General features: G+C 70.8%; 22 protein-coding genes. 9 read left to right on the forward strand and 13 right to left on the reverse strand.

Annotated elements, in window-relative coordinates:
- Positions 1-81: 81 nt before the first annotated feature.
- The gene (locus QSK25_RS20575) at positions 82-2,070 is read right to left on the reverse strand and encodes an FAD-binding oxidoreductase (RefSeq protein ID WP_285640386.1); all 1,989 of its coding nucleotides are present in this window, start codon (positions 2,068-2,070) and stop codon (positions 82-84) included.
- 56 nt (positions 2,071-2,126) lie between these two features.
- Here QSK25_RS20575 and QSK25_RS20580 point away from each other — a divergent pair, with 56 nt between their 5' ends.
- Entirely contained in the window at positions 2,127-2,735 is a 609-nt protein-coding gene (locus QSK25_RS20580) for a TetR/AcrR family transcriptional regulator (RefSeq protein WP_285640387.1), read from the forward strand.
- On the opposite strand, the gene QSK25_RS20585 is transcribed toward QSK25_RS20580, so the two are convergent.
- Positions 2,725-3,264: a carboxymuconolactone decarboxylase family protein gene (locus QSK25_RS20585; RefSeq protein WP_285640388.1), complete on the reverse strand. Its 540-nt coding sequence runs from the start codon at positions 3,262-3,264 to the stop codon at positions 2,725-2,727. The genes QSK25_RS20580 and QSK25_RS20585 overlap by 11 nt on opposite strands.
- Before the next feature lie 148 nt (positions 3,265-3,412).
- Between QSK25_RS20585 and QSK25_RS20590 the strand changes: the two genes are divergently transcribed.
- Together QSK25_RS20590 and QSK25_RS20595 are read left to right on the forward strand one after the other, a co-directional pair.
- Complete coding sequence (locus tag QSK25_RS20590) at positions 3,413-4,051, forward strand: MarR family winged helix-turn-helix transcriptional regulator (protein ID WP_285640390.1); 639 nt, start codon at positions 3,413-3,415, stop codon at positions 4,049-4,051.
- A 161-nt stretch (positions 4,052-4,212) separates the two neighbouring features.
- Positions 4,213-6,921 carry a glycosyl hydrolase family 95 catalytic domain-containing protein gene (locus tag QSK25_RS20595; protein WP_285640391.1) on the forward strand — a complete coding sequence of 903 codons (2,709 nt, stop codon included), beginning with the start codon at positions 4,213-4,215 and terminating at the stop codon, positions 6,919-6,921.
- On the opposite strand, the gene QSK25_RS20600 is transcribed toward QSK25_RS20595, so the two are convergent.
- Complete coding sequence (locus tag QSK25_RS20600) at positions 6,911-8,782, reverse strand: glycoside hydrolase family 76 protein (RefSeq protein WP_285640392.1); 1,872 nt, start codon at positions 8,780-8,782, stop codon at positions 6,911-6,913. The two genes, QSK25_RS20595 and QSK25_RS20600, sit on opposite strands and share 11 nt — an antisense overlap.
- 170 nt (positions 8,783-8,952) lie before the next feature.
- Here QSK25_RS20600 and QSK25_RS20605 point away from each other — a divergent pair, with 170 nt between their 5' ends.
- The 3 genes from QSK25_RS20605 to QSK25_RS20615 are packed head-to-tail and all read left to right on the forward strand — an operon-like array spanning position 8,953 to position 9,892.
- Positions 8,953-9,099: a hypothetical protein gene (locus QSK25_RS20605; protein ID WP_285640394.1), complete on the forward strand. Its 147-nt coding sequence runs from the start codon at positions 8,953-8,955 to the stop codon at positions 9,097-9,099.
- Complete coding sequence (locus tag QSK25_RS20610; RefSeq protein WP_285640395.1) at positions 9,096-9,605, forward strand: RNA polymerase sigma factor; 510 nt, start codon at positions 9,096-9,098, stop codon at positions 9,603-9,605. The genes QSK25_RS20605 and QSK25_RS20610 overlap by 4 nt, the downstream gene beginning before the upstream one ends.
- Positions 9,605-9,892, forward strand: coding sequence for a hypothetical protein (locus QSK25_RS20615; RefSeq protein ID WP_285640396.1), 288 nt, complete (start codon positions 9,605-9,607; stop codon positions 9,890-9,892). Before QSK25_RS20610 ends, QSK25_RS20615 begins: the two co-directional genes overlap by 1 nt.
- Here QSK25_RS20615 and QSK25_RS20620 read toward each other — a convergent pair.
- From QSK25_RS20620 to QSK25_RS20650, 7 genes are read right to left on the reverse strand one after another with little or no spacing between them, the layout of a single operon-like run.
- The gene (locus QSK25_RS20620) at positions 9,864-10,331 is read right to left on the reverse strand and encodes a P-loop NTPase family protein (RefSeq protein WP_285640397.1); all 468 of its coding nucleotides are present in this window, start codon (positions 10,329-10,331) and stop codon (positions 9,864-9,866) included. The genes QSK25_RS20615 and QSK25_RS20620 overlap by 29 nt on opposite strands.
- Positions 10,328-11,278, reverse strand: coding sequence for a DUF6461 domain-containing protein (locus QSK25_RS20625; protein ID WP_285640398.1), 951 nt, complete (start codon positions 11,276-11,278; stop codon positions 10,328-10,330). The genes QSK25_RS20620 and QSK25_RS20625 overlap by 4 nt, the downstream gene beginning before the upstream one ends.
- A 14-nt stretch (positions 11,279-11,292) precedes the next feature.
- Positions 11,293-12,120, reverse strand: a complete 828-nt coding sequence (locus QSK25_RS20630; protein WP_285640399.1) for a hypothetical protein — start codon at positions 12,118-12,120, stop codon at positions 11,293-11,295.
- Positions 12,121-12,531 carry a hypothetical protein gene (locus QSK25_RS20635; RefSeq protein WP_285640400.1) on the reverse strand — a complete coding sequence of 137 codons (411 nt, stop codon included), beginning with the start codon at positions 12,529-12,531 and terminating at the stop codon, positions 12,121-12,123.
- Positions 12,532-12,560: 29 nt separating this feature from the next.
- Positions 12,561-15,365, reverse strand: coding sequence for a CHAT domain-containing protein (locus QSK25_RS20640; RefSeq protein ID WP_285640401.1), 2,805 nt, complete (start codon positions 15,363-15,365; stop codon positions 12,561-12,563).
- 47 nt (positions 15,366-15,412) lie between these two features.
- Complete coding sequence (locus tag QSK25_RS20645; protein ID WP_285640404.1) at positions 15,413-15,943, reverse strand: AAA family ATPase; 531 nt, start codon at positions 15,941-15,943, stop codon at positions 15,413-15,415.
- Positions 15,940-16,746, reverse strand: coding sequence for an SAM-dependent methyltransferase (locus QSK25_RS20650; RefSeq protein WP_285640405.1), 807 nt, complete (start codon positions 16,744-16,746; stop codon positions 15,940-15,942). Before QSK25_RS20650 ends, QSK25_RS20645 begins: the two co-directional genes overlap by 4 nt.
- A gap of 102 nt (positions 16,747-16,848) precedes the next feature.
- On the opposite strand from QSK25_RS20650, the gene QSK25_RS20655 reads away from it, so the two are divergent.
- Positions 16,849-18,177 carry a hypothetical protein gene (locus QSK25_RS20655; protein WP_285640407.1) on the forward strand — a complete coding sequence of 443 codons (1,329 nt, stop codon included), beginning with the start codon at positions 16,849-16,851 and terminating at the stop codon, positions 18,175-18,177.
- 131 nt (positions 18,178-18,308) lie between these two features.
- Here QSK25_RS20655 and aceB read toward each other — a convergent pair whose 3' ends face one another.
- Together aceB and aceA are read right to left on the reverse strand one after the other, a co-directional pair.
- Entirely contained in the window at positions 18,309-19,826 is a 1,518-nt protein-coding gene (gene aceB / locus QSK25_RS20660; RefSeq protein ID WP_285640409.1) for a malate synthase A, read from the reverse strand.
- The gene (aceA, locus tag QSK25_RS20665; RefSeq protein ID WP_285640410.1) at positions 19,826-21,088 is read right to left on the reverse strand and encodes an isocitrate lyase; all 1,263 of its coding nucleotides are present in this window, start codon (positions 21,086-21,088) and stop codon (positions 19,826-19,828) included. The genes aceB and aceA overlap by 1 nt, the downstream gene beginning before the upstream one ends.
- Positions 21,089-21,245: 157 nt before the next feature.
- Here aceA and QSK25_RS20670 point away from each other — a divergent pair, with 157 nt between their 5' ends.
- Together QSK25_RS20670 and QSK25_RS20675 are read left to right on the forward strand one after the other, a co-directional pair.
- Positions 21,246-22,616, forward strand: a complete 1,371-nt coding sequence (locus QSK25_RS20670; RefSeq protein ID WP_285640412.1) for a short-chain fatty acyl-CoA regulator family protein — start codon at positions 21,246-21,248, stop codon at positions 22,614-22,616.
- A 13-nt stretch (positions 22,617-22,629) separates the two neighbouring features.
- The gene (locus QSK25_RS20675) at positions 22,630-22,962 is read left to right on the forward strand and encodes a hypothetical protein (RefSeq protein WP_285640413.1); all 333 of its coding nucleotides are present in this window, start codon (positions 22,630-22,632) and stop codon (positions 22,960-22,962) included.
- A 19-nt stretch (positions 22,963-22,981) separates the two neighbouring features.
- On the opposite strand, the gene QSK25_RS20680 is transcribed toward QSK25_RS20675, so the two are convergent.
- Complete coding sequence (locus QSK25_RS20680) at positions 22,982-23,260, reverse strand: DUF3040 domain-containing protein (RefSeq protein ID WP_285640415.1); 279 nt, start codon at positions 23,258-23,260, stop codon at positions 22,982-22,984.
- Between the last annotated feature and the right edge of the window lie 86 nt (positions 23,261-23,346).

The following is a 23,346-nucleotide window of genomic DNA, read 5'->3' on the forward strand; positions in this document are numbered from 1 at the left end:
GCCCGCGCGCGCCCCACCGTTAACCGAATTCATCTCCGAAATACTTGACAAAATAGTGGACATCGTTCTTTCGAATGGTTTTCAGAGCTCCAGCGTCACGTCGGTCAGCGGAGCGCTGGTGCAGGTGAGCACCTGGCCGTCGTCCTGCCGCGACACCCTGCCGCTCAGGAGCTTCGCGACGCACTCGTGGCAGCTGCCGACCGTGCACGAGTACGGCATCGGCAGTCCGGCGGCGAGCCCCGCGTCGAGCAACGTCTGCCCCGGCTCCACGACCGCCTCGCCGACGGCCTGTCCGCCGGATTCGACACGCATCCGTTGCGGCACAGCCGATCCCGCCGCCGCCGAGGCACTGGTGTAGCTCTCGACGTGCACGCGCCCGTCCGGGAGGTCCAGGGCCTTCAGCGCTGTCTCCGTCAACGCCTGCGGTCCGCAGAGGTAGAACGTCGCACCCGGTCCCACGTCCGCCGCCCACCGCTGGACGGCGGGTGCGTCGAGGCGTCCGTCGCGGGAGGTCAGCACGAGGGTGACCGCGAGCCGTCCGGGGTGTTCGGCGCCGAGGCGGGCGAGGTCGGCGGCGAAGATCGTCTCTTCCTCGGTCCTGCTGCTGTACAGCAACGAGATCCGCTCGCCGGGCGTCGCGAGCAGGGCGCGGATGATGCTCATCATCGGCGTAACACCGCTGCCGGCGGCGATCAGCGCCACCTCGTGACCGGGTTCGGCGTGGAAGTCGCCGGACGGGCCGCGCACGTGCAGCCGGTCACCGGGCGCGAGCGTCCGGACGTGCCGGGAGAACAGGCCTCCTTCGACCTGCTTGACCGTCACCTCGAGCGTCGCCGAACCCGGCACCGACGACGCCGAGTACGGCCTGCGCACCTGCACGCCGTCGATCTCGGTGACGAGCGTGAAGAACTGGCCCGGCCGGAAGTCGAACGGCCGGTCGCCCTCCAGCACCACGGTCACGGCGCTCGGCGTCTCCTCCCGCACCTCGACGACCCGCACCTCGCGCAACGGGTCCGCCGCGGCCGCGCGGGGTGCCGGCCCGGCCACGTCGAAGCCTTCTTTGCGCAGGCCGGAGCGGTAGGCGAAGTTCATGGCGGTCCGCATCAACCGCTTCGGCACCAGTCCGGCGAGCGCCACGAGCAGTCCACTGCGCGAGTTGGCGGCCAGGTGCAGGCTCGCCAGCGCCATCAGGTCGGGCACGCCCTCGGGGGTGGCGGCGGTCCACAGCCGGGACCGCGTCACGGCGTCGTTCACGCTGAGTTCGGCGGCCTCGACAGCGACGCGCACCGCGGCGTGCGGCGGCATCCCCCGCAACGCCAGGGGTGCCAGCAGCGCGGGGTCGACGGTGATCACCGCGCGTCCCCGCACGTGCAGCACCCCGGTGCGGCCGGGCACGAGCGCCGCGAACGAGATCCGGTCGTCCTGGAGCAGGTTGTGCAGCGTGTCGGCGCGCTTGTTGCCGCGGCGGTCGGCGATCAGCAGGGTGCGGTCGTCGACGATGCGCGCGACCGCCCCCTGGTCTCCGCGAGGACTGGTGTCGCTGCCTCCCTCCGCGTCCCAGGTGGACAGGGCGAGGAACGGCGAGGCGGCGAGGAAGTCCGCGATGCCGGGCCCCGCCAGCGGACCGTCTCCCACCACGGGCGCGACCTCGGGCGGCCCGGACGGCGGTTGCCACAACCCCGACCTCAGCACGGCCTGCGCGCAGTGCACGTACACCTGCTCGACGTCGAGCCTGCCGCGCCGCACGGTCCCGTTGACGCGCAGCACCTCCCCCACCCCGGGCAGCAGGAAGACCAGCGACGCGGGCCCCTCGGCGTCCTCGCACGACGGGAACGAGATCCGCGTCGGCGAGTGCACCCGAGCGAACCCCGGCGTGCCGCCGACGAACGTCGTCCGCGGCACGCCGTCCGCCCCCAGGTACCCGAACGCCGCCACCGGGCTGCCCGCGAGCACCCGCAGGCACCCGTCGTCCAGCGCCGAGAGCTGCTTCTTCATGATCACCGCCGGCGCGCGCCCGAGCACACCCTCCACTGCGGCAGCCGTCGTGAGAACGTTGTTTTCGCAGCTCATAGCACTATTATGAGCTTTTGCTCAGCTTCCGGAAACTCGCTTTCGAAGGGCAGGCCATGCCGACGAACAGCCGCGACGTCAGCCCACGTCGCAAGCCCAGCCAGGTCCGCGCGGAGCTCACCAGGGACCGCATCCTGACCGCGGCTGCTCACGTTTTCTCCGAGCACGGCTACGCCGCCGGCACCACGAACCGCATCGCCGAACGCGCGCGGGTGTCGATCGGGTCGCTGTACCAGTACTTCCCGAACAAGGACGCGATCCTGGCCGAGTTGATGATCCGGCACATCGACCGGGGCACCTGGACGCAGGCCGACGACCTCGACTTCTCGCCGGGCGGCCTGGAGTCGGTCGTGCGGGCCCTGGTGCGCGACGCGATCGACAACCACCGCGACGACCCGCGGCTGCTGCGGATCATGATCGAGGAGGGTCAGCTCTCCGACGACCTGCGCGCCACGATCACCCGGCACGGCGCCCAGCGCGTCGCCCAGGTGCGGGAGGTGTTCGCCCGCCACCCCGACGTCCGCGTGCGCGATCTGGACACCGCGGTCGACCTCGTCGTGTTCACGGTGGAGCTGAACACGCACCGGCTGGCGGCGCTGAGGCGCGACGTCGAGACCGTCGAGACCGAACTCGTCGACATGGTGACCCGGTACCTCAGCGGGTGAGCGCGACGCGGGTGAAGTCGACGGGGACGTCGAGGGCCACGTTGATGTAGTTCGTGAACACGTTCAGCGCGACGTGCGCGACCGTCTCGACGATCTCCTCCTGGCTCAGCCCGGCGTCGCGCGCGGCCTGGACGTCGGCGGCCGAGATCTGGCCGCGCTGCTCGACCAGGGCCGTGGCCAGCGTCAGCACGGCGGCCGTGCGCGGGTCGTCCGACCTCCCGCTCTGCGCCTCCGCCATCTCCTGCGCGGTCGCGCCCGCCTTCCTGCCGAGCATCGTGTGCGCGGAAAGGCAGTAGTCGCAACGGTTCCGGTCGGCCACCGCGACGGCGATCATCTCGCCGGCCTTGGCCCCGAGCACGCCGCCACCGAGCGCGCCGAACTGGGCCCACATGCTGCGCAGCGCGGCGGGCGACTGGGCGACGGCCCTGAACATGTTCGGGACGACGCCGAACGCTCCCTTGATCTCGGCCAGCGTCTCGGCGCGCTCGTCGGTGATCTGGTCGGGGTCGGTGAGTTCGATGCGGGACATGGTTCTTCTCCTTGCTCGTCGACTTGGACGAGCGTCACTCTGCCACAAACTAGGTAGGACTCCTATCCACTTTGTCGTGTGATCCAGCTCTCAGACCGGGCGGGCACGTACGATCTCCGTGGCAGGTCCCACTGGCGAGGCGGAACGCATGACTGACACCGACGGCACGGCCGGGCTCGACCGCCGGTTGGCCGACGCGCTCGAACGACTCGGGCACGGCATGCGGTCCCTCGCGCAGCGCACGGCCCGGGAGCACGGCCTGTCGCCGCTGCAGCAGCAGGCGGTGCTCGCCCTCGCCCGGCACCCGCGGGAACGCCGCGAGGTGGCCGTGCTCGCCGCCGAGTTCGACGTCACCACACCGACGATGTCCGACGCCGTGACAGCGTTGGAGCGCAAGGAACTCGTGACGCGCTCGCCCGGCACCGACGGTCGCCGGCGAGCACTGACGCTGACCGCGACCGGCGAGGAGGTGGCGCACGGACTGTCCTCTTGGGATGATCCGCTGACGGCCGCGCTCGCGGCCGTCCCGGAGGCCGATCGCGCCACCACGCTGCACACCCTGCTGCGGGCGATCGAGGGCCTCCAGCGCGCCGGTGTCGTCAACCTGACCCGGACGTGCACGACGTGCCGCTTCTTCGGCCGCGACGAGCACGACGACCCGGACGTCCCGCACCAGTGCCACCTGCTGCGGATGCCGTTGCCGCTGACGGACCTGCGCACGGACTGCCCCGAGCACGAGCCGGCGAACGCCCCGAGCCGCGGAAAGCAGCGCTCCTCGGCCTCGTGACAGGTCGGATCACGCGACCGCAAGTGATCGATCCAGCGCATTCGTCGGACCTGTGCCGGAAAATCCCGGTACAAGCTGGATGATTCGCGCCTTGACGGCCGTGAGACATCGGATGTTCACTGAGGGCCCGTTCACCTTCTTCCTGCTTCGGAAGGTGCTACATGAGGTTGTTCCGTCTCTTGCCCACCGCCGTGCTCGTAGGCGCCTCACTCACCATCTCCCCCGCCCTTGCCGCTCCGGGCGACGCCGCGTTCTCCTCCTCAGCGGGCCGCCTGGACGTCGATCACGCCAGTTACCTGTCCAAGCACGACGTCGTCTACAACCGCCCCAACTCGAACCCCGACCACGGCCTCACCGTCGGCAACGGCCGCACCGGCGCGATGGTGTGGCAGTCCGGCGGTCTGACCATGCAGGTGTCCAATGTGGACGCCTCGCAGCAGACGGCGTTCGGCGCCGGCGTCGTCACCCTCGCCACCACCCCGGCGATGGACGCGGGCCACAGCACCTACCAGCAACGGCTGTCGCTCCACGACGGCACGTTGACCACGAAGTACGACAACGACCGCACCGTCACCGTCATGGGACAGCCGGGCTCCGAGGTGATGGGCATCCACGTGCAGGACAGCCGCAGCGGCGTCAGCGCCGTGACGCTGGAGCTGTCGCTGTGGGACGTCGCGAACCTCGGCAACAGCGGTGACGTGCCGGACATGACCACCTGGCGCACGGTCAGCAGCTACGCCGACTCGACCGGTGCCGGGATCAGCCGCGGGCAGACCGACGCGCAACGCTTCGGCTACACGCTCGCCGCGACCGTGGAGGGCACGGGCTACACCGCGTCGGTCGTGAACAACAGCCGGGTCAGGTTGTCGATCACGCCGTCGTCGAGCTACACGGTGTGGTTCACCGTCTCCACGAGGCTGAACGCACCGAACAACAACTCGATCACCCAGGCCCGCACGGCGCTGAACGCCGTGAAGGCCACCGGGTACAACACGACGTACAACAACTACCGCGCCTGGTGGAACAGCTTCTGGGACAAGTCGTTCGTGCAGTACGGCGGCGTGAACGGCGAGGCCGACTACCTGGAGAACGTGTACTACCTGTCGACGTACCTGATCGCGGCGGGCGGATACGGCAACTACCCGTTCCACTTCATCAACGGCGTGTTCCGCGCGACCGGGGACAGCACGAAGTGGAGCAACGCGTACTGGTACTGGAACCAGCGCGACGTCTACAACTCGTTCCTCGCGTCGAACCACGTCGACCTGATGAACACCTTCAACAACCTCTACAGCCGCAACTACAACGCTTTGAAGGCCTACACGCAGACCCGGTACGGCATGGACGCGTTGTGGGTGCCCGAGACGATGGGCTGGGACGGCAACGCCCGCGGCACCGTCAACAGCGACTTCACCAAGAACGTGCTCTCGACCGGCTACGAGGCCGCGTTCAACATGTACCTGCAGTACCGCTACACCAACGACACCGACTACCTGCGCAACGTGGCTTACCCGTACATCCGCGAGGTCGCCAAGTTCTACTCGCGCACGCTGTCGGTCGACGGCAACGGCCAGTACTACATGGCCAACTCGCACGCGCACGAGACGTATTGGAACGTGCGCAACGCGATCACCGACCTGGCGGCGGTGCGGAGCCTGTTCCCGATCGCGCTGCAGGTGTCGCAGCAACTCGGGGTGGACGCGAACCTGCGGCCGCAGTGGCAGCAGGTCCTGAACAACCTCGTGCCCTACCCGCAGCAGAACGGTGCGTACCTGGCGCACCAGCCGCCGTTGTCGCAGACCCGCAACGGCGAGAACGTGGCGGCGGAGCTGATCTGGCCGTACAACGTCACCGGCATCGGCTTCCCGGACCACCAGACCGCCCTGAACACGTGGAACACCAGGCCTTTCCCGTACGGCAACGTGTGGGCGAACGACGCCGTGCAGGCCGCCCGGCTCGGACTCGGCGATCAGACGTTCAGCGGCATGAAGCGCATGCTGCAGCAGTACCAGAACTACCCCAACGGGTTCACCAACAACACCAACGGCGTCTTCGAGTACCACGGTGTGCACCTGTCTGCCATGAACGAGGCGTTGCTCCAGTCCTACAACGACAAGATCCGCGTCTTCCCGGCGGCGCCGGCCAGTTCGTCGTTCGTCGGCAGGTTCACGCTGCTGGCGAAGAACGGGTTCCTGGTCAGCTCCGAACGCGAGGCCAACGAGACCAAGTACGTCGGGCTGCGCAGCCAGTGGGGTGCGACGGCCCAGGTCGTGAACCCGTGGGGCACGCAGCAGGTCCGCGTCCGGCGCACGTCGGACAACGCGGTCCTGCTGACCACCTCGGCCGCGGAGTTCCAGTTCGCCACGGCCACGGGCGGCACGTACGTCGTCGAGCGGACGGCCAAGCCGCTCACCTCGTACGCCACCACCCGGCTCACCGGCAGCCGGAACCAGGGCGCCAAGTCGTTGAGTGGCACGGCGTCCACGCTCGGGCTCAACGCCACCGGCGGTGGCCTGGTCAACAACACCGAGGGGAGCTACGACACCAACTGGCACCTGACCACGAACCGCGGCTACGGCGACTACAACGACGACGCGCACCACTCGACAACCGTCAACGCCGCGGCCACGTACACGTTCACCGGCACGGCGATCGAGTACATCTCCGAACGCAACGGGGACATGGGCACGGTCGACGTCTACCTGGACAACGCCTTCCAGGCCACAGTGGACCTGCGGGCGTCCGGTGCCCGGCAGGTGCAACAGGTGGTGTGGCAGAAGTCCGGCCTCACCAGAGCCCAGCACACGATCCGCGTCGTCAACCGCAGCACGTCGGTCGGCATGATCGACGCCTACCGGATCACCCCGTGAGCACGGCGTTGAGCCCGCTCGCCTGAGTGCGCCAGTCCCGCTGGTTCGGGGTGCCCCCGGACCAGCGCTGGCCGATCCGGTTCAGCGCGTCGCGGTCCGCCGCCCACACGGCGTCGGACTGCTGACGCGCGAACCGCCGGTAGGCCTCGGCGTTCGTCACCTTGCCGAGGTCGTTGAGATAGCGCATGAAGATGCCCTTGAACTGCTTCTGGTTGTCGTCGCAGGTCGCGGCGGCGTCGCAGGACTCGGTGAGCACGCCGTCGCGGGTGAGGCCCGTGATCGCGGAGTCCGCGAGCCTCCTGGCGGCGGTGAGGTACTTCGCGTCGCCGGTCGCGCGGTAGACCTCGGTGAGCCCGCCGACGCCGAGTCCCTGGTTGTAGGTCCACACCGTCTGGCCGTTGTTGCGGCAGTCCTGCGTGATCCCGTCGTTGACCAGACCGCTGGCGTTGATCATTCCGCTGGCGAGGTACCAGTCGGCGGCCGTGCGCGCGCGTTGCAGCCACACGGTGTCGCCTGATGTGCGGCGGTGGATCGACGCCGTCAGCCTGACGTACTGGCCGTTCGTGACGGCGTTCTTGTAGGTGCGTTCCCTGTCCCACCACACACCGCCACCGCACGTGCGTGTGTCCCAGTACTGGTGCACGTACGCCGCGATGGTGGTGGCCATCGTCAAGTAACGCCGGTCTTGGGTGTGGTCGTACGCCGCCACCCAGGCGAGACCCCACCAGGCGCTGTCGTCGATGGACCGGCTGATGAAGTCGCCCTCGATCGGGTCCGTGCCGCGCTGCCCCGCCGCGAACGGCACGCGGTTCACGTCGAACGTGCGCGCGATCAGCCAGTCGTAGTCGCGGATCCCGGAGTCCATGACGGCCGTGAGCGTCGTCGCCGAGTTCCACCAGCTCGACCGCCACCACGCCGTGTACGGCTCGTAGTCGTCGACGAGCGCATCCGCCGCCGCGCGCGCACGCGTCGGAACAGGCCGTGCCCACGCCGTGCAGCTGCCTTCCTGATGGGCCGCTTCCCTGCCGCACGCCCGAACGGCCCCACCGTAGTGGCGGCCGCGCGGGTCGCGGGTGGCGAACATCGTGGTGCGCGTGGTGGTCGCCCCTGCCGGGGTCGCGGTGCGGCCGAGCGACGACCCACCGGGCCAGGTGGCGCCGGCGTCCCAGGAGCGGTCGAGCCACACCTCGTCGCCCGGCCCGCCCGCCTCGATGCTCGCGAACGCCATGCCGTTCGCGTCGGTGTGCAGGCGGATCGTGCGGCCGTACAACGTGGTGGGCGGCACCGGCTGTGCCGGGCTGACGGCCTGTGCTGCGCCGGCGCGGTCGCACAGGACGTCGCACACGGTCGGGTGGATCCAGTCGGTGCAGGTCACCGCCCCGGCGTCGCCACAGGCGCGGATGAGGCCGCGGCGGTGCCGGCCGGGATCGGTGACGTTGTACATGAGGGTTCTGGTGCCGGTCCACGTGCCGGGGATGCTCGCCCGGCCGAGGAGGCCTTCCCAGGTGGCGCCGCCGTCGAAGGAGCGGTCGAGCCAGACCGAGTCGCCGGTGACACCGTCGTCGATGCTCGCCCACGCCATGCCGTCGGGGTCGGACGCGTGCAGGACGAGGCGGCGGCCGTTGACCAGGCGTTCGGGCACCGGGAAGGTCTCCTGCCCGGCCCGGGAGGGGTCGAGGGTGTCGCAGGACAGGACGCACACCGCGGCCGCGGCGACCACAGGGGTCGCGGAGGGTGGGGCCGAGGGCGGGGCCGCTGAGGCTGGCGTGGTCGAGCTGCCGGGCGGGGCGGCGGGCTGGCTCGGCGGCGGCGGTGCGGCCGGCGCCAGAACCATCAGCAGGGCCACCAGGAAGTGCAGCAAACCGACCACCCCCGACGTCGCGGACGATCCGTGAGAACGCTCTCATGGTCTTGGATCCGGCACCGCCCGGTCAACCGGCGGAAAAGTCAGGGCAACCCCGTTGCCGCCCAGCCGCATTGAAAGGGGTGAAGGCGCCCATTGAGGTGCCACTGACGTTCGGGGTTCGGGCAGTGCGCACAGGACTGGTGATCGCGGTGACCGTCTTCGTGCTGGCCGCCGCAGGCCTCGCCCTCGCCGCGCTGACCCTCGCCGGCGTCGAGCGTCCTCCCGAGCAACGGCCGACCGTGATCAGGACCGACGACATGAAGACCCGATGACGCCCGGCTGGGAGGCCGAGTTCACGCGGCTCTACGACCGGTGCCAGGAGTCGATGCGCTTCACCGCGTTCCTGTTGTGCGGCAACTGGCACGAGGCGGAGGACGTGCTGCAGGCGGCGTTCCTCAAGCTGTACCTGGTGGGGCCGAAGCTCGCCGACCACAGCGGCATCGAGGGCTACCTCCAGCAGATCGTGGTGCGGACGTTCCTCGCCGAACGCCGCAAGGTGCGGTGGCGGCGGGAGAAGCTCACCGACGCGCCGCCGGAGAGCCTGTTCACCGCACCGGACGTGGAGGACGGGCTGGTCGTGTGGTCCGCGCTGGCGAAGATGCCCGCGCGGCAACGGGCCGTGCTGGTGTTGCGCTACTGGCACGACCTGAGCGTGGACGACGTGGCCGCCGCGCTCGGCTGTTCCACCGGCACGGTGAAGTCGCAGAGCAACAAGGGGTTGCGGACGTTGCGGCAGCGGCTGGGCCCGGGGTTCGGGCCCGCACGGCTGGAGGTGTGATGGAGCACGAGGAGACGCTGCGCGCGACTTTCGCCAAGCTGCGGGGAGAGACGGTGCCGCAGCCCGCCCACGGCGCCGCGAACGTCATCCGGCGCGGGCGGGCGGTGCGGTCTCGTCGGCGCACCGCCGCCGTGATGGGCACCGCCATCGCCACGGCCGCCGTCGCCGCGCTGGCGTTGGCGTTCCTGCCGAGTGCGCCGACGACGCCGCAACCCGGTGCGCCGGTGCGGCCGACCCAGACCACGACCCCCGGGGTGCTCACGACACCGACGGACTCGCCTCCCTGACGAACCTCGCGGTCTGCCTCGGCCCGCGGAACACGTGCAGCGTCACGTCGTGAGCCCCGATCGCGTCCAGCAGCGGTTGACGGTGCTTGCGGCGCCACGACCACACCCAGCGCCAGAAGTCGAGGTTCTCCCGGGACCGCAGCAGCGCCTGCCAGGCACAGCGCGGGAACGAGTAGTCGAGCAGGAGCACGGTGTCGGCCCGGCGCAGCCGCACCGCGAGGGCGTCGTACGGGCCGAGGTCGCCGTCCATGATCCACTCGTCGGCCGCGGCGAGTTCGCCCTGGACGACCTCCCACAGCTCCAGCGGGGTGGCTTCCAGGTTCGGGCCCCAGAAGTGCTTGTCCAGTTCGACCACGGGCAGGCCGGTCGCGGCGGCGAGCGTCCTCGCCAGCGTCGACTTCCCCGCACCACCGCGACCGAGGACCAGCACGCGCTTCACCGCGCCACCAGCTCGCGCAGTTCCGGCCAGTGCTCGCGGTCGGCCTGGCAGGCGTTGATCAGCGCCTGGGCCGCGGCGGTGAACGGGTCCCCGTGCTCGCAGGCACGGACGGCCGCCAGCGCGTGGGCGCGGGACACGAGCAGGCGTTCGGCGGCGGGGTCCGCGCCCGACGGCACCGGCCCGCACCGGTCCCAGCGCAGGTTGAGGGCCTGCAGGTGGGTTCCGTGCACGGAGGCCTGCCGGTCTTCGACGCCCGTCGCGGCGCACGCCCGGTCCGCGGCCAGCGCGGCGACCTCGCGCAGCACCTCCTCGTCGGCCCCGGCGAACCCCTCCAGCAGCTCCGGGGCGTTGCCCTGGAGCCAGCCCGTCGGGCCCGACGACTCGAACCGCAACGGCGAGGAGATCACCGCGGTCGGCCACGGCGTGCGCGCCCAGTCCTCGTCGAGCCGGACGCCGGTCACCCGTTCCACGAACGCGAGGGCCGAGCCGCACAGGTCGTCGCCCTCGAAGTCGAGTCCCGCGACGTGCCCGGCGAGTTCCTCCGGTGGTTCGTCGTCCAGCACGAAGTCCATCTCGCTCAGGCGTCCGTCCTCGGCGAGCGCGAGGGTGTTGTTGAGGTTCACGTTCCAGTAGGCGGTGGTCGCGACCGTGCCGGCGGACAGCCGGGTGAGCACCTCGGGCATCGCGCCGTGCCAGCCGTTGTCGGCGGCCAGGAACACCCAGCCGCCGACCTCACTGGCGGTGATCACCGGCAGGTCGTCGGGGTAGGCGGTCATGGCGGCCTTTCCGGCCTCGGCCAGCGTGGCCGGACGAGTCTCCAGTGACGCGTCGAACCGGGTGAGCGCTTCCTCGATGGTCACGCCACGCACCGCCGTGAGGCAGAACGCTTCCGAAGGCAGGACCTCGGCGTTGAGCAGTGCGGCGTAATGCGCCGCAACGTCGGACATTCGTTCCCCCAGAATCACTTCATCAGGTAGGTGCCCTTGTCGAGCACCGCTTCCAGCGCGGCGCCGTCCTTGGCCGTGAACCTGCCGTGCGCCAGCGGAACCCCGATGGCGGCGGCCAGCACCACGAGCTTGACGTCCACCAGCGCCTCGATCGCCGTGCGCAGGTCCTCCGCCGCACGCCGAGCCGACGCCACCGCGCTGACGTACAACACCACGGCCACCACGAAGGACGGCCACCACAGGATGCCGACCAGCAGGTAGCCGACGGCCCACGCGGCCCGCAGAGACGCTGCCGTGTAACGGTCCCACGCCAGCTGGGTCATCGCGCGTTCGTCCGAACTGGACAGGTGCCACAGCCGCGGCCAGACGCGGACCAACGCCACCCCGTACTGCGCGGCGACCCGCTGCTCGGCCAGGCGGATCGCGTCGCCGATGCGGGTCGCCCTGGCGGGCAGGTACCTCTCCGGCACCTCGTAGCCGGCGGGCGCGGCGGCCCGGGCGCGGCCGATCCTGCGGCGCAGCAAGGGACGCAGCAACCACGACGACACGCGGCCGTTGCCGGTCCACGTCCGCGCGACGAACCGGCTGAGTTCGGCGGCGAGCCCGGCGCACGCCGCCGCGACCACGGCACCGGCCGCCGCGAACAGCGCCAGCTGGCCGTTCTGCCTGGGCACCGCGAGCTCGCCGAGGCGGCGGACGATCGCGGTGACGTCCAGCGCGGCCACCGGGTGCACCCACCACGCGAACGCCAGCACGAGCGTGAACAGCACGCCCGGCAACGCGAGCAGGTTGATCCAGCGCTCGGCGAGCTTGGTGCCGAGACCGGACAGCAGTTTGTCCATCTAGGAGTCCAGCCGGTGCGTGGACGGCGTCATCGGCCGGTCGTCGAGGTGGCACCACGGCTCGGACGCGTCCTGGCCGCGTCCCCGGTCGGGGCAGGCGAAGCGCGGGCACGTGAACCGCTGGCCGATCGGCGCCGGGTCCCACAACGCCTGCAGGCCCGCCGCGCCGTCACCGCGGACCTCGCCGGTGTCGTCGAGCATCAGGTTGCGCATCGCCTCGCGGGCGGGCCGGCCGTCGCGGACCGCCTGGACCTCCGCCTCCAGCTCACGCCGCCAGCCGAGCCGGTCGGCCCGCGCGCGCAACGCCGGCAGCCGGTCGCAGAACCACCCGACGGCCCGCGCGGCCTCGTCCGGGCGCGGCGGCGGTTCGGGTTCCTGCTTGCCCTTGCCACGGCGGAAGAACGACGGCATCTCCCCACTCCCCTCGGTGGATCACCGTATCAAGGTCCGATGTGCACGAACGGGGCCCAGCGCGCGGGGTCGTCCGGTGCACGCGATCGCAGCGCGCGCTGCGCCGCGTGCAGGGCGAGCGCGGGCGATCGGCCGTCGAGCAGGTGCGCGTAGAACTCGTCGGCGACGACCGGACCGTCCTCGCTGCGCATGTGCCACAACGTGCCGACGACGTGCGAGAAGCCGTGCAGGTGCAACGCGGCGGCCGGGTGCAACGCCTCGTCGAGGTTCGCCGAGTCCGGCACTGCCGTGACGCACGCGGACAGGAACGCCAGCTCGTTCGCGCCCGTCTCCATCCCGGCGAGCTCGTCCAGCCCGAGGCTGCCGTCGTGCAGCACCAGACCGTTCATGTCGCCGTGGCACGCGAAGTGCGCCCACGTGCTGCCGGGCAACGCGGCCTTGGTCGCCGCGACCGTCGCCGCGTTCTCGGCGAGGCGAGTGGCCCCGGGCACCCGTGCGGCGACCAGCCCGGCTTCCTCGTCGGCGTGCGGTAACGGCGCCCACGTCGTGCCCGGCGGCGTCTCCCGCACCGAGGCGATCAGCACCGTCGGCTCGTCGACAGGCCTCCGACCGCGCCGCGCGTCCAGCAACGACCACAGGCTCGGCGTGTACGACGAGACGACGCGGTCCAGCACGGAGTCCCCGTCCCGCCCCGCCACGTGCAACGGCACCGGCGTCAACGCCCCGGTGGGACACCACCAGATCCGCCGGTCCTGCCCGAGGTGCGGCTCGACGGCGTCCAGCACGGGCACGGCCACGGCGTCCCACAGCCGGGGTGCGATGAACCGGGCGTTCATCCGCCGCGTCGAGGCGTCCAGCAGCCCTTCCGCCCACGCCCGCGCGTCCTCTTCGGTCAGCTCCGGCAACGGCACGTGCACGGGAGCGTCCCCGGCGAGCACGATGATCGCGTCGCACCGCTCGGCACTGGCGTTGACCAGCACGACCGGCCCCTCCGCCGCCGCCTCGCGCAGGTCGGCGAACCGGATCTCGTGCCCGAACGCCCGCCGCTGCGCCAGCTCGTCCCACTCGCGCGCCAGCTCCGCCCTGGTCACGGCCTGCCGGTGCACGGCGAGCAGGTCGTCCGTCTCCTCGTCGTAACCGGGCCGCTGCAACGCCGCGCTGATCTCGGCGATGCGCTCGTCCCCCGTCGTGGTCCGCAGTTCCCGCACCTGTGCCCAGATGACCGTCCGGCTGAGCTCCAGCAGTTCGACGGCGCGTTCGACCCGCCCCGCGGCCAACGCCAGCGTCGCGACGGTGGCGGGCGCCAGCCGCGACTGGTTCAGCACCGCCTGCCGGTCCGCCCTGCTCAGCCCGAGCGACGCGGCTCGGACGACGATCCGCAGCACCTGCTCGAAGTGCGCGAGCGCCGCGTCGGAGTCCCCGCTCTCCAACGCCCGAACCCCTTGGAGCGCCGCCGAGAGGTGCGCGAGCTGCCACGGCGGATCCGGCAGTGCGTCCACCCGGTCGAACGCGTCGAGCAGCTCCGGCGCCTCGAAGTCGTCGAGGTGGCCCAGCGCGGTGAGGCGGTGGTCGAGCACGTCCGACCGGTCCTCACCCCGCCCGGCGAGCCTGCGTCCGGTGAGCGCGACGACCTCGTGCAGGTCCGCCGGGTCGTCCTGATCGCGTTCGTAGCGCATCACCAGTGCGCCGGCGAGCCTCATGTCCTCCGCCTCGCCGAGCCCGCGCAGCAGCGTGATCGCCTCGTCCAGATCCGTCGACATCACCAGGACCGCGCGCATCAGCCGTGCCTCGTCGGGCGTCGTGCGCTCGGCCTCGCCGACGAGTTCGTGCGCGCGGGCGGTGTCTTCGGGCGTGTCCCGCAGCACCAGGGCGTGCGCGAGCGACAACGCGATCTTGGCCCGGTTCGTCTTGCGCACCGTGAAGTGCGGCCTCCTGTGCAGCCCTTCGAGCAACCGGATCGCGACGTCGAGGTGTGCCCCGGAGTCGGTCCTCGCGTAGGTGGTGATCAACGTGTCCGCGAACTGGTAGCGCGCGTCGACGTCGTCCAGCAACGGAGAGAGCGCGTGGGACCACGAACGTTCCTCCATGCCCGGCAACGACGCCATCGTCCGCAACATCGCGTCGTCCAGCGGCTCACCCTCGTCCAGCTTCGCGAGCTGCGCCCTGGCCAGCACCGTCATGGCCAGCTGACTGCGGTAGGGGTAGCGGACGAACTCGCGTTCGAGCCGCGCCACCTCGGCCACGACCCCGGCGTCGCCCGCCCTCCCCGACCGGATCATCCGCTGCACGACCACCAGCCGGAGCACGCGCGGGATCAGGTCGAGCAACCACGGCGCCGACACCAGCAGGAACACCGCGGCCAGCAGCATCGCCCCGCCGATCGTCACCGTCACCGGCACGTCGGTGAAGAACGCGATCTCGAGGTACTGCGACAACGAGATGTCCGTCCCGGCCGTGTGGATCAAGTACGGCACCACCACGCAGCACGGCACCATCACGGCGAACAGCAGCGTCCCCGGTCCCAGCGCCAGCGGCCGGTCCCGCAACGCGCGCCAGCCGATCCTGATGTCCCGCAGGTGCCCGCGGACGACGGAGATCGTGAACGCGGCGAGGACCAGCATCAGCGCGGGGAAGGTGAAGACCACGACCGGGCTCGGTGCCAGGATCCGCTGCATCCGCCCGGACGTCGAGTCGTAGACGTAGCCGACGCCACCCATGACGTTGTCCGGCGGCAGGTACGCGAGGGTGTAGCGGCGCCAGCCGACCCACGCACCCCACGCGACCAGGGCGAGGACGACGGCGGTGATCGCGGCGAAGCGCGCCCGGTTCCCCATGCGGCCCAGCTTGGCAGAACAGGAAACCGCGGGTCCGCGGAACGGCTTCAGAGCCGGTGCGTGCCCGCCGCGACCACCTGCCGGACGAGCGCGGCGGTCTCGGCCGTGGAGAGGTCGCCGCTGTCGAGCACGTGGTGTTCCAAAGGGCCAAGGTCCGCGAACGCCTCGTGCATGCCCGTGATCGCCGAAGCGTCCGTCAACTCACCGTTCCCCCGAGCAGTACCCCGCGCCAGCGTCGTCTCCAGCGAAGGCCGCAGCACGACGTACGACACCGGCACGTCCAGCGAACGGAACGGCGCCAGGAACCACGGCCCGATGATGCCGTCCACCACCACGTCGTAACCACCGCGCGCATAAGTGGCGACCGCGCCCGCGATCACGTCGATCACGACCTCGTTCTGCCGCTGCGCCTCGGGCAGGAAGGGCAGCACGAACCCGGTGCGGATCGCGCGGTAGAACTCGTCGGTCACCAGGTGCACGGACGGACGGTCCGCGGCACGGGCCAGGAGCGCGGCGACCGACGTCTTGCCCGCGCCCGGCGGACCCGTCAGGACGAGCACCGAACCCGGGGTGCTCAAGCCTTGCGGCCCACCGCGGCGCGGCCCGTGAAGCGTTCCGGGTTGTCGTCCACGTCCTCGGGAGCGACCGGGCGCCACTCCGGGAAGTACACGACGCCCGGCGGCACGATGTCGAAGCCGTCGAACAGGGCGGTGACCTGTTCCTTGGTGCGCATGGTCATCGGGGTCGCGGTGCGGCGGTACAGGTCCTGGTGCGAGTCGGCCTGGCCCGGCTGGCCGTCCTGGCTCGCGTGCGACAGGACCAGGTAGCTGCCGGGGGCCATGACCTCGCGGTACTTCGCGATGATCGCGGCCGGGTCGTCCTCGTCGGGGACGAAGTGCAGGACGGCGACCATCATCACGGCGATGGGCTCGTCGAAGTTCAGCTGGGCGCGCACGCCGGGACTGGCCAGCACCTCGTCGGGGCGGCGGAGGTCGGCCTGGACGACGCTCGCCAGGTCGTTGCCGCGCAGGATGTTCTCGCTGTACGCGGCGGCCACCGGGTCGTTGTCCACGTAGACGACGCGCGCGTCGGGGGCCGCTGCCTGGGCCACCTCGTGCACGTTGCCGACGGTCGGGATGCCCGAGCCGAGGTCCAGGAACTGGCGGATGCCGTTGTCGACGCAGAAGCGGACGGCCCGGCGCAGGAACGCGCGGTTGGCCTGCATGATCTGCGGGAGGTCCGGCCACAGGCCGATGGCCCGTTCGGCCATCTCGCGGTCCACGGCGAAGTTGTGCGCGCCGCCCAGGTAGTAGTCGTACACCCTGGCCGCGCTCGGCCGGCTCAGGTCCACGCCGCTGGTCTCCGCAGTGCTGTCCGTCATGCCGCTCCCCCACGCGATCGAAGCCGTGATCGGCACGCTACCCCAAAGATCGGCTCCGTTCGGCCGTTGAGCCGACACGTGCGCAGGAGTGCAATGGGACCCATGCGTGCACACATCGTGGTGTCGTTGCTGGGGTTGGTGCTCTTCGCCGGGGCACCGCCCGCGCTGGCCGACCGGGAAGTGCCCGGTGACCAGCCGTTGCCCGGTTACACGGTCAACAACCCGCCTCTTCCGCCCGAGGTGGTGAACGGGCAGCCGACCAGGGTGCTCCAGGGCATCCACGCGCACTCCGCGTACACCGTCGAGGTGCCCGCCAAGTGGAACGGCAAGCTCGCCATGTGGGCGCACGGCTACCGGGGCACGGGCACCGTGCTCACCGTCGACCCACCGGCGTACGGCCTGCGCACCCGCATGCTCAGCCAGGGTTACGCCTGGGCCGCGTCCTCCTACTACGGCAACGGCTACGACGTGCGTGCCGGTGTCCAGGCCACCCACGACCTCGCGAAGCACTTCGGCAAGCTCGTCGCCAAGCCCAGGCAGGTGCTCATCGCGGGCGTGTCGATGGGCGGGCACGTCATCGGCAGGTCGCTGGAGCAGTACCCCGGCTTCTACGACGGCGCGCTGCCCATGTGCGGTGTGCTCGGCGACCACGAGCTGTTCGACTTCTTCCTCGACTACCAGCTCACGGCACAGGCACTGACGAACGTCCGCGCCTACCCGGTTCCCGCCGACTACCTCACGAAGATCGTGCCCGGCATCCAGGACAAGCTCGGCACGACGACCCTCGTCCCCGGCGGCCCGGACACCGTGACGCCGAAGGGCGCTCAGTTCCGCGCATCGGTGATCGACCGCAGCGGCGGCCAACGCCCCGGCGCCACCCCGGCGTTCGCGTACTGGAAGGACTTCCTGTTCGGCCTGGCCACGCCACCCGCCGACAGCGCACCGCTCGCGTTCGACCCGGCCCGGCTCGCCACCAACCTCTTCACCCGCTACCAGCCGGCCGAGCTCAACCGCACCGTCCAGCGCGTCGCCCCGCGCGACTGGCGCTCCCGCCTCTCGCCCTCGCTCACCGAGATCCCGAAGATCAGCGGCAGGCCGGGTGTGCCGGTGGTCTCGTTGCACGGCCTGGGCGACCTGTTCGTGCCGTTCTCGATGGAACAGGCCTACCGCGACGACGTCAGCCACAACGGCCAGTCGAGGTGGCTGGTGCAACGGGCGATCCGCACGGTCGACCACTGCGAGTTCTCCCCGGCCGAGGCGGGCACCGCGTGGGACGACCTGGTGGCGTGGACCGACCGGGGCGAGAAGCCCGCCGGTGACGCCGTCGGCTCGGCGAAGGACGTGGCCTCCCCGACGTTCGGGTGCCGGTTCTCCGACCGCGCCGCCTACACCGGTCCCGGCACGCGCAGGCTTTTCAGCGTTTGCCCGTGACCGCGGCATGCAACCAGCGCGAGAGGCTTTATTTTAGCCAACACTGAAGCAATAGAGTCAACTGCGGGGTGCCGCCGACCGGGTTCTCGGTCGACGGCACCCGCATCCCCTTCCCACGCGACCTCGCCGCTTCAGGCCCGCGGGGAAGCCTTCTGACGCGACGACAGGTGCTGGGCGTAGGCACGCGGCGTGATGAACGCCGGCAGGTCCTCCCCCAGCGCCGCGTCGGCGAACAACGCGCGCACGGCCTCCCCGTGCGTGAGGCCGATCAGCTCCTCGTCCAGGATCTTCTCGACCAGTTCGCGGGTGAACAGGCCCTGCCGCAGCCACTGCCACACCTGGCAGCGGGAGATCTCGGCGGTGGCGGCGTCCTCCATCAACCCGAAGAGCGCGACCGCGCCGGTACCGCCCAGCCACGCGTCGAGGTAGCGCACGGTCACCGCGATGTTGTTGCGCAGCCCCGGTTCCGTGACCTCGTCACCGGCCGAGGAGAAGTCGAGCAACTCGGCGGCGGTGACCGCGACGTCCTCGCGCAGCCGGCCCAGCTGGTTCGGCCAGCCGCCCAGGACCTCGTCGAACGCGTCGCGGCACACCGGCACCAGCGCCGGGTGCGCCACCCAGGAGCCGTCGAACCCGTCGGCGGCCTCGCGTTCCTTGTCCTGCTTGACCTTCTCGACCGCGGCGGCGTTCGAGGCCGGGTCCTTCGTCGGGATCGCCGCGGCCATGCCACCGATCGCGTGCGCGCCCCGCCGGTGGCAGGTGCGGACCAGCAGTTCGGTGTAGGCGCGCAGGAACGGCACCGTCATGGTGAGCCGCGCGCGGTCCGGGAACGGCTGGTCGCGGAACGTCTTGATGATGCTGAACAGGTAGTCCCAGCGGCCCGCGTTCAGCCCGGCACAGTGCTCGCGCAGCTCGAACAGGATCTCGTCCATCTCGAACGCCGCGGTGATCGTCTCGATCAGCACGGTGGCCCGGATCGTGCCGCGCGGCAGGCCCAGGACCTCCTGCGCCAGCAGGAAGACGTCGTTCCACAGCCGGGCTTCGAGGTGGTTCTCGAGCTTCGGCAGGTAGAGGTACGGGCGGATCCGGCCCGCGTGCACCACGAACAACGCGAAGTCCACGAAGGCCGCGGCGACCGGACGGCCGTCGGCCACCACGTGCTTCTCCACCAGGTGCCAGCCGCGCGGGCGGGCCACGATCGTCGCCGGGTCCTCGCCGACGGCGTAGCGCTTGCCGTTCTCGGTGAAGTCGAGGCGGCCCGTGACGGCGTCGAGCAGGTTCCGTTGCCCGCCCACGACGTTCTCCCACGTCGGGGACGTGGCGTCCTCGAAGTCCGCGAGCCACACCTTCGCACCGGAGTTGAGGGCGTTCACGGTCATCTTGCGGGTGGGCGGACCGGTGATCTCGACGCGCCGGTCCTCGAGGCCGGGCGCGTGACCCGCGACCGTCCAGTCCGCGTTGCGGATGTGCCTGGTGCTGTCGAGGAACCCCAGCGCAACGGGCTCGTCCCGGCGCCGGCGTCGTTCGGCCAGCAGGTCGGAGCGGCGGCCCGCGAACGCCTGGTCGAGCCGGGCGATCAGGTCCAGCGCCTCGGGGGTGAGGATCTCCGGGTCGTGCGCCCCGACGACCTCGATGCGGTGGCTCAGCATCAGAACTGCTCCTCCTCGGTCGAGCCCTTCAGCGCCGTGGTGCCGCTGGCCGGGTTGATCGCGGTGCTGACGAGGTCGAAGTAGCCGGTGCCGACCTCGCGCTGGTGCCGGGTCGCGGTGTAGCCGTCCACCTCGGACGCGAACTCGCGCTCCTGCAGGTCCACGTACGCGGTCATGCCGGTCTCGGCGTAGCCCTGCGCGAGCGTGAACATCGAGTGGTTGAGCGCGTGGAAACCGGCGAGCGTGATGAACTGGAACTTGTAGCCCATGTGCCCGAGCTCGCGCTGGAACTTCGCGATCGTGGCGTCGTCGAGGTGCTTGCGCCAGTTGAACGACGGCGAGCAGTTGTAGGCGAGCAGCTGGTCCGGGTACCGGGCCTTGATCGCCTCGGCGAACTCGCGGGCGAGTTCCAGGTCCGGCTTCGAGGTCTCCATCCACAGCAGCTCGGCGTGCGGCGCGTACGCCAGGCCGCGGGTGATGCACGGCTCGATGCCGTTGCGCACCCGGTAGAAGCCCTCCGCCGTGCGCTCGCCGGTGATGAACGGCCGGTCGCGCTCGTCGACGTCGCTGGTGATCAGCGTGGCGGCCTGGGCGTCGGTGCGGGCGACGATCACGGACGGCACGTTCGCGATGTCGGCGGCCAGGCGGGCGGCGTTCAGCGTCCGCACGTGCTGCTCGGTCGGGATCAGCACCTTGCCGCCGAGGTGGCCGCACTTCTTCTCGGACGCGAGCTGGTCCTCCCAGTGCACGCCCGCCGCACCGGCCGCGATCATGCCCTTCATCAGCTCGAACGCGTTGAGCGTGCCACCGAAGCCCGCCTCGGCGTCCGCGACGATCGGGGCGAGCCAGTCGACGCTGTGATCGCCCTCGGAGTGGCTGATCTGGTCGGCGCGCAGCAGGGCGTTGTTGATCCGGCGCACGACCTGCGGCACCGAGTTCGCCGGGTAGAGCGACTGGTCGGGGTAGGTCTGGCCGGAGAGGTTCGCGTCGGCGGCGACCTGCCAGCCGGACAGGTAGATCGCCCTGAGACCCGCCTTGACCTGCTGCACGGCCTGGTTGCCGGTCAGCGCGCCCAGGGCGTGCACGTAGTCCTCGGTGTTGATCAGGTCCCAGAGCTTCTCGGCGCCGCGCCGGGCGAGCGTGTGCTCCTCGACGACCGTGCCGCGCAGCCGCAGCACGTCCTCCGCGCTGTAGCTGCGCTCGATGCCCTGCCACCGCGGGTCGGTGGACCACTGCCGCGCCAGCTCGTTCGCCTCGGTCATCGCGCTTCTCCTTGCCAACCGCTCGTCGATCCGTTGCGAACGAAGGTAGGACGGCGCTGGAACGCTGGTCGAGAGCCGCAATCAGCCAAGATCTGCCAACTTGTGACCAGGTTTTTGCGAACGTTGCGAAGGCGTTCGTTCGCTATAGTTCGCAGCCGTGGACAAGACCTTCGCGGGGCCTCGGCTGCGCCAGCTGATCGCCGACCGCGCGATGAGCCAGATCGAGGTCGCCCGGCTGCTGGAGATCTCGCCCAGCTACCTCAACCAGTTGCTGCACAACGCCCGCCCGCTCACCGTGCCGGTGCTGCTCAAGATCACCGAGGCGTTCGGCGTGGACGCGACCTTCTTCGCCCACGACGACGTCACCCGCCTGGTCGCCGAACTCCGCGAGGTCTTCTCCGACCTCGGCGTCGCCGTCCCGACCGAGCTCGCGGACTCCTCCCCCGCCGCCGCACGGGCCGTCATCGCCCTGCACCGCCGCTACCGCGAGGCCTCCGAACAGCTCGCGCTGCTCACCGGCGACCGCGACTCCCCGCAGGCCGTCACGATGCCGCACGAGGACGCCCGCGACTTCTTCTACGAACGCCAGAACTACATCGGCGTCCTCGACGAACCCGCCGAACGCCTCGCGCTGGAGTGCCGTCTCAAGCGCGGCGAGGTGCGCACGATCCTCACCGAACGCCTGGCGCTGCACGGGATCCGCGTCGCCCACCTGGACACGCCGGACGAACGCCACCGCTACGACCCGGCCACCAGGGTGCTGCACCTGTCCGCGGGCCTGCGACCGGGCCAGCAGGCGTTCCGGATGGCCGTCCAGCTCGCCTACGCCGAACACGGCGACCTGCTCACCTCACTGGCCGCGGAGGTCCGCAACCCGCAGTCCCGCACGCTGACCAGGATCGGCCTGGCCAACTACTTCGCGGCCGCGTTCATCCTGCCGTACCAGGACTTCCTGGCCACCGCCGAACGCTTCCGCTACGACGTCGAACGCCTCACCGACCACTACGGCCTGGGCTTCGAGACCATCTGCCACCGCCTCTCGACGCTGCAACGCCCGCGCGCCCGCGGCGTCCCGTTCTCGCTGATCCGCATCGACCGCGCCGGAAACATGTCGAAACGCCAGTCCGCCACCGGTTTCCACTTCTCCCGCACCGGCGGCACATGTCCACTGTGGAACATCTACGAGGCCTTCAGCGCGCCGGGGCGCGTCCTGCGTCAGATCGCCGTCATGCCCGACGGCCGCGGCTACTTCTGGATCGCCCGCACCGTCACCCGCCGCCCGCACCGCTACGGCACCCCGAGCAAGACCTACGCCGTGGGCCTGGGCTGCGAACTGCGCCACGCCTCCCGGCTCGTCTACTCGGCGGGCCTCGACCTCGACGACCACGAGGCCGCCGTCCCGATCGGCCCCGGCTGCAAGACCTGTCCGCGCGTGGGCTGCGCGCAGCGGGCGTTCCCCCAGGTGGGCCGGACGCTGTCGATCGATGAGAACCACAGCACGTTCACGCCCTATCCCGTGCACGAGTGAGTAGACAGAGATCATGACCGCACGGATCACCGTGTGCCGCGGCTGCTGCTGCGGCACCGAGCGCAAGCACCCCGACGTCGACCACGACCGGCAGCTCGACCTGCTGCGCGCCCGCCTGGCCACCGTCAAGGTCGCCGACTGCCTGGACGCGTGCGAGGTGTCGAACGTGGTCGTCGTGCAGCCGAGCCCCGCCGCACGGGCCGCGGGCGCGAAACCCGTGTGGGTCGGTTCGATCCTGGACGACGAGTCGCTGCACGGCGTGGCGGACTGGGTGGACGCGGGCGGCCCCGGCGTCGCCGCACCGCCGTCGTCGATCGCGGACCTGATCGTCGCGACGCCGAAGTGACCGCTGCCCGGCGGACGTCCTAGCCCTGCCGGGCCTGCACCAGGAGTTTCAGGAACACACCGAGGCACACGAGGGCGCCCGCCACGACGACCGGCGTCGAAGACCAGGTGACACCGAGGACCACGACGAGCAGACCGCCGAAGAACGCCGCCAGCACGCCGAGTGCCCGCAGCGCGCCGCCGAACAGGAGCGTGATCACCGAGGGTCTGGTCAGCTTGGCCGCGAGTTCGGGGTCCTCGTCGTGCAGATGCTGCTCGATCTCTTCGAGTTCACGTTGTTCACGGTCTGCCAAAGCCATGGAAGCCTCCGTTCCAGGCCCATGGTCGCCCGGCTGACGGCCGCGTCCAATCCGTGCTGACCCCCAAAACGGGTGGTGCCCCCAGC

Origin of the sequence: Lentzea sp. NBRC 102530 (assembly GCF_030269365.1) — a bacterium.
Classification (GTDB): Bacteria; Actinomycetota; Actinomycetes; order Mycobacteriales; family Pseudonocardiaceae; genus Lentzea.